Annotated in this window: 5 protein-coding genes; all 5 read left to right on the plus strand. The window is 44.1% G+C overall.

The features are described 5' to 3' along the window. Window positions 1-5: 5 nt before the first annotated feature. Window positions 6-665 carry a TIGR04219 family outer membrane beta-barrel protein gene (locus ACF8EG_RS11605; RefSeq protein WP_005455819.1) on the plus strand — a complete coding sequence of 220 codons (660 nt, stop codon included), beginning with the start codon at window positions 6-8 and terminating at the stop codon, window positions 663-665. Between the two features lie 151 nt (window positions 666-816). Continuing rightward, window positions 817-1,047 (plus strand): hypothetical protein, encoded by a 231-nt coding sequence (locus ACF8EG_RS11610; protein WP_005455817.1) that lies wholly within the window; start codon window positions 817-819, stop codon window positions 1,045-1,047. Between the two features lie 117 nt (window positions 1,048-1,164). Further along, complete coding sequence (locus ACF8EG_RS11615) at window positions 1,165-3,036, plus strand: assimilatory sulfite reductase (NADPH) flavoprotein subunit (protein ID WP_069507333.1); 1,872 nt, start codon at window positions 1,165-1,167, stop codon at window positions 3,034-3,036. Next, the gene (cysI, locus tag ACF8EG_RS11620; RefSeq protein ID WP_069507334.1) at window positions 3,036-4,772 is read left to right on the plus strand and encodes an assimilatory sulfite reductase (NADPH) hemoprotein subunit; all 1,737 of its coding nucleotides are present in this window, start codon (window positions 3,036-3,038) and stop codon (window positions 4,770-4,772) included. Before ACF8EG_RS11615 ends, cysI begins: the two co-directional genes overlap by 1 nt. Then, the gene (locus tag ACF8EG_RS11625) at window positions 4,765-5,544 is read left to right on the plus strand and encodes a phosphoadenylyl-sulfate reductase (protein WP_053805508.1); all 780 of its coding nucleotides are present in this window, start codon (window positions 4,765-4,767) and stop codon (window positions 5,542-5,544) included. Before cysI ends, ACF8EG_RS11625 begins: the two co-directional genes overlap by 8 nt. Window positions 5,545-6,000 lie beyond the last annotated feature (456 nt).

Here is a 6,000-nt window from a genome sequence, read left to right on the forward strand (position 1 = left end):
ATTCCATGACAAATAAAGCGACCATCGCTTTAACAGCATTATCATTAGCCGCATCTCTTCCTACATTCGCAGAATCTTCTTTTTCCGCAAAAGTGGGGGCAGAAGTATGGGGTGCAGATACAAAAGTTAATGAAGTAAGAAGAGATAGCAGTACAACGGGTACTTTTTACGCTGCCATTGAGCACGATGTGAAATACGTACCGAATGCACGTCTACGTTACTCAAGTGTTGATGCTGATTACATGGGCTTTGATAAACTCGATTTAACCATGTACTACCAAGTGCTAGACCATGATCTATTGCATTTTGATGCGGGTGTTACATTCAGCAATCTAAGCGATACGAAATACATTGATGCTGGTACAAATAAGCGTACTGAAGAGTTTGATGAGCTTATCTGGGCTTGGTACGGCTACGCAGAGATCCAAGTGCCTAATACGAACTTTGATGTGATTGGTGAGATGAACTTTGGTGACAACAAAGGCATCAAGAGCACGGACTTAATGGCTGGCATTCAATACCATGTGCCACTACAAGACGCTCAGTTGGCTTTCCGTGGTGGATACCGCGTGATCGATTTAGAGTCGGAAGTGTTTCTCTCAAGCTTAGGTAAAGAGTTTATCTTCGCAAATGGCTTCTTTGTTAGTGCGGAATACTCATTTTAATTCGACGCCTTTCTTCAGTTTTAAAAACGCCACGATATAAGTGGCGTTTTTTTATACCACTTCATTATATCTATTCGAATTTCTCTCCCTATTTTGTTCAGGTAGACCATGCTTATTTAGGAGCAATGGGAAAGTTAGAGCAGGGATAGCGATGACAATAAATGAACTAAGACATCTATTTCGTGAAAACCAGCTTGTTGAAGCCATTATTGAGCCAGCAATCCAAGAAGGTGGATGGGTTGTTGAGTTTAGGCACGCGCGAGGTGGTTTCGTGTTTCTGACCGACAGTCACGGTGAAGAATGTTTGTATGAAGATTTAGATGCGGCCTCAAAATCAGCCATGGCGGTGGGCTTTCAACAAGTCCGCATCGAAGATCGCTGAGCAAAAAGTAAGCCGTTCTTACTTCCAAAAAGTTATAAAACATTCACTTCTATTCTTTCTTGTTATTAAGGAGAGTGGGTACTCTATCGTCACGCAATGAATAGGGATGTCGTGATAATGTCTTTTCAAAAGAATGAGTATTCTCACAAGAATGTGTCTGAAGATAATAATGGGCAAGGCGGAAATCCTCCGATCGCAAGCCCTCTGAATGACCAACAATTTAATTCACTCCAACAAACTGTCTCTGAGTTGTCTTCGCAGCAACTTGCTTGGGTCAGTGGGTACTTTTGGGGTTTAGCTCAACATCAACCAAGTGCGGCGGCAACACCAATCGCCCAAGCTGCTGCCGCAGTATCAGCAAAGTCTGCCGGTAAGTTGACCATCATTTTTGCTTCTCAAACCGGTAACGCAAAAGGTGTTGCCGAAGCGTTGGAACAAGAAGCAAAAGCAGAAGGAATTGCAGTAGAGCTGTTTGACGCAAGCGACTACAAAGGCAAAAACTTAGCCAAAGAAACGCACGTCATCATTGTTGCTTCTACCAACGGTGAAGGTGAAGCGCCAGACAATGCCATTGAGCTGCACGAGTTCTTACAATCTAAGAAAGCACCTAAGCTATCAAACCTTCAATATGGTGTGATTGCATTGGGTGATTCTAGTTATGAGTTCTTCTGCCAAACAGGTAAAGACTTTGACACGTACTTAGCAAAACTGGGCGCGACGTCTTTTATTGACCGTATTGACTGCGATGTTGATTACGAAGCGGCAGCGGAAGAATGGCGCAAGAATGCGATAGGTAAAGTTAAAGAGGCACTATCTTCTGGCAATGAAGCGGAAATTGTTCAACTTCCTGTAGGACAAGCGGCAGCTTCACATTCTCAGTACAATAAACAAAATCCATACACAGCGACGTTACTCACCAGCCAAAAGATCACGGGTCGAGACTCGGGTAAAGATGTCCGCCATATCGAAATCGATCTAGATGGTTCGGGTCTGACATACCAACCTGGTGATGCTTTGGGTGTGTGGTACGAAAACAGCTCTGAGCTTGCTAATGAAATTCTAGGTAAAGTTGGTTTGTCTGGTGTTGAAACAGTTGATGTTGATGGCGAAAGCTTATCGATTCATAGTGCTTTGGTGAGTAAGTTCGAGATCACGACATCTAACCCACAGCTAGTGGCTAAGTTTGCCGAGTTATCTGGTAGCAAGAAACTACAAAAACTGGTGGAAGATAAAGACAAGCTTCGTGAGTACTCAGCCAACACTCAAATTGTTGATGTATTCGCAGAGAAGAAAACCAAACTGACCGCGGATGAGTTGGTTGGTTTATTGCGCCGTTTGACGCCTCGTCTTTACTCTATTGCTTCTAGCCAAGCCGAAGTGGATGAAGAAGTGCACCTTACCGTCGGATTGGTTGAATATGACCACAATGATGAAAAACGTTACGGTGGCGCATCGAGCTTCTTGGCTCAACGTCTAGAAGAAGGCGGTGACGTAAAAGTATTTGTTGAGAACAACAATAACTTCAAACTGCCAGAAGATGATACTACACCGATCATCATGGTTGGGCCGGGCACTGGTATTGCGCCATTCCGCAGCTTTATTCAAGAGCGTGAAAACCGCGATGCTGAAGGTAAAAACTGGTTGTTCTTTGGTGATCGCACGTTCACACAAGATTTCTTGTACCAAGTTGAATGGCAAAAATACCTTAAGTCGGGAGTGTTAAGCCGCTTAGATGTTGCTTTCAGTCGTGACCAAGTAGAAAAGGTTTATGTACAGCACCGCATTTTAGAAAACGCCGCGCAAGTATGGCAGTGGATTCAAGATGGCGCTTACATCTATGTATGTGGTGATGCGACTCGTATGGCGAAAGACGTACATGACGCATTGGTCATTGTTGCGGAGCAAGAAGGCAAGATGCCGCGTGACGATGCAGAACAATTTATTAATGATTTACGTAAAGCGAAACGTTATCAGAGGGATGTGTACTAATGACTTTTTCTACTGAAAATAACAAGCAGATTGTATTAGGCGAAGAGCTAGGGCCACTATCTGATAACGAACGCCTAAAAAAACAAAGCAATCTATTACGTGGAACCATCGCCGAAGACTTGCAAGACCGAATCACAGGCGGCTTTACAGCGGATAACTTCCAGCTTATTCGTTTCCACGGTATGTATCAGCAAGACGATCGCGATATCCGTAACGAGCGCACCAAGCAAAAGCTTGAGCCTCTTCATAACGTGATGCTTCGTGCTCGTATGCCTGGCGGTATTATTACGCCAACACAATGGCTGGCGATCGACAAGTTTGCTACAGAACACTCGTTATATGGAAGTATTCGCCTGACGACGCGTCAAACGTTTCAGTTCCACGGCGTACTAAAACCAAATATCAAGTTGATGCACCAAACGCTAAACAGCATCGGTATTGATTCAATCGCGACAGCAGGAGACGTTAACCGTAACGTACTGTGTACCACTAACCCGGTAGAGTCTGAATTGCATCAAGAAGCTTACGAGTGGGCGAAGAAGATCAGTGAACACCTTCTACCTAAAACTCGCGCGTATGCTGAAATTTGGTTAGACGGAGAAAAAGTCGAATCGACCGAAGAAGATGAGCCGATTCTGGGCAAAACTTACTTACCACGTAAGTTCAAAACAACCGTAGTCATTCCTCCACAAAATGATGTGGATGTCCACGCGAACGATTTGAACTTCGTTGCGATTGCCGATAACGGCAAATTGGTTGGCTTTAATGTGCTAGTGGGTGGTGGTTTGGCGATGACACATGGCGATACGTCGACTTACCCACGTCGAGCTGATGACTTTGGTTTCATTCCTCTAGAAAAAACCTTAGATGTCGCGGCTGCAGTTGTGACAACTCAGCGTGACTGGGGTAACCGTTCAAACCGTAAAAACGCCAAAACCAAATACACACTCGACCGCGTCGGTACAGATGTCTTTAAAGCAGAAGTAGAAAAACGTGCGGGCATTCAGTTTGAAGCTAGCCGCCCGTATGAGTTCACTGAACGTGGTGACCGTATTGGTTGGGTAGAAGGTATCGATGGTAAATTCCACTTGGCGTTATTTATCGAGAATGGTCGATTGCTGGATTATCCGGGGAAGCCGCTGAAAACGGGCGTCGCTGAAATCGCGAAGATCCACAAAGGCGACTTCCGTATGACCGCCAACCAAAACCTAATTGTTGCGGGTGTACCTAAAAGCGAAAAAGCGAAGATTGAAAAGATCGCTCGTGAACATGGCTTAATGGATGACAACGTCAGCGATCAACGTAAAAACTCAATGGCGTGCGTGGCATTCCCAACTTGTCCTCTAGCGATGGCAGAAGCTGAACGCTTCCTCCCTCAGTTTGTCACGGATGTTGAAGGCATTCTGGAAAAACACGGATTGCCAGAAAATGACAATATCATTCTACGCGTGACGGGGTGCCCAAATGGTTGTGGCCGTGCGATGTTGGCTGAAATTGGTCTGGTAGGTAAAGCGCCGGGTCGTTACAACTTACATTTGGGGGGGAATCGTGCTGGTACACGTGTACCTAAAATGTATAAAGAGAACATCACGGATAAACAAATCCTAGAAGAGATTGATCTGCTGGTGGCTCGATGGTCGAAAGAGCGTGAGGAAGGCGAAGCCTTTGGCGATTTCACCATTCGTGCAGGCATCATTCAAGAAGTGTTCGTATCAAAGAGGGACTTCTATGCTTGATTCTGTGGCTTCCAAACCGGAGCTGGCGGAGTTACTGACATTAACAAAGACGGAGCAAATACTCCGTCTTGCACAAATCAATGTCGAACTTGAACAGCTGTCGGCACAAGAGCGAGTAACGTGGGCTTTGGAAAATCTGGATGGAGAGTTTGCGGTATCCTCAAGCTTTGGTATCCAAGCCGCTGTCATGCTTCATCTTGTGACTCAAGAAAAACCTGACATCCCAATTATTCTTACGGATACCGGATATCTGTTTGCGGAAACGTATCGCTTTATTGATGAGTTGACAGAAAAACTCAACCTTAATCTAAAAGTTTATCGAGCGGAGCAAAGTGCTCAATGGCAAGAAGCACGTTATGGCAAATTATGGGAGCAGGGCGTTGAGGGGATCGAGAAGTACAACAAAATAAATAAAGTCGAACCAATGCGTCGGGCATTGAAAGAACTTAATGTTGGAACATGGTTTTCAGGTTTACGTAGAGAGCAAAGTAAATCACGAGCGGGTTTACCGATACTGTCGATTCAAAATGGCGTGTTTAAGTTTCTGCCCGTAATCGATTGGACTAATAAAGATGTTCACTACTACCTCGAGCAACATGGTCTTACCTATCACCCACTTTGGGAAGAAGGTTACTTGTCTGTTGGGGATACACATACGACACGTAAATGGGAGCCAGGAATGTCAGAGGAAGAAACTCGCTTCTTTGGTTTAAAGCGTGAATGTGGACTTCATGAAGATGATGGTAATGAACAAGATGGTTCAGGTATCTAGGTACAGATATATCTATCTATAGAAGAAAGCTGCGATCACGCAGCTTTCTTTATTTATAGGCATGCGTAATGGTATTAAAAATACACATTTTAGGATAACTCTGTGGATAAGTTGTTTGATAGTTTTGGGTAAAGTTGAATAAATAAAGGTTTGATCGAAAACTCATCGTTTAACCATTATTTTTGCAACTTTTGAAAAATAACACTTGCCAATGTGAGCGCGATCTCTATAATGCCTCCTCGTCGACAGGGCAAGGCCTCACAAGGGTTTAAGCGAAGTTGATAAGGCTGAAAAGAAAAACGAAATAATTTGAAGAAAGTGTTTGACACAATAAATTATCTCGCTAGAATGGCCGCCTCTTCCGAAGTGATGTCAATCACAAAGAAGAGTTGCTCTTTAACAATATAGACCTATCAATCTGTGTGGGCACTCGTTGATGATAATCCAATTCGATAC

The organism is Vibrio sp. YQ_11, from assembly GCF_043103065.1.
GTDB classification, from domain to species: Bacteria; Pseudomonadota; Gammaproteobacteria; order Enterobacterales; family Vibrionaceae; genus Vibrio; species Vibrio parahaemolyticus.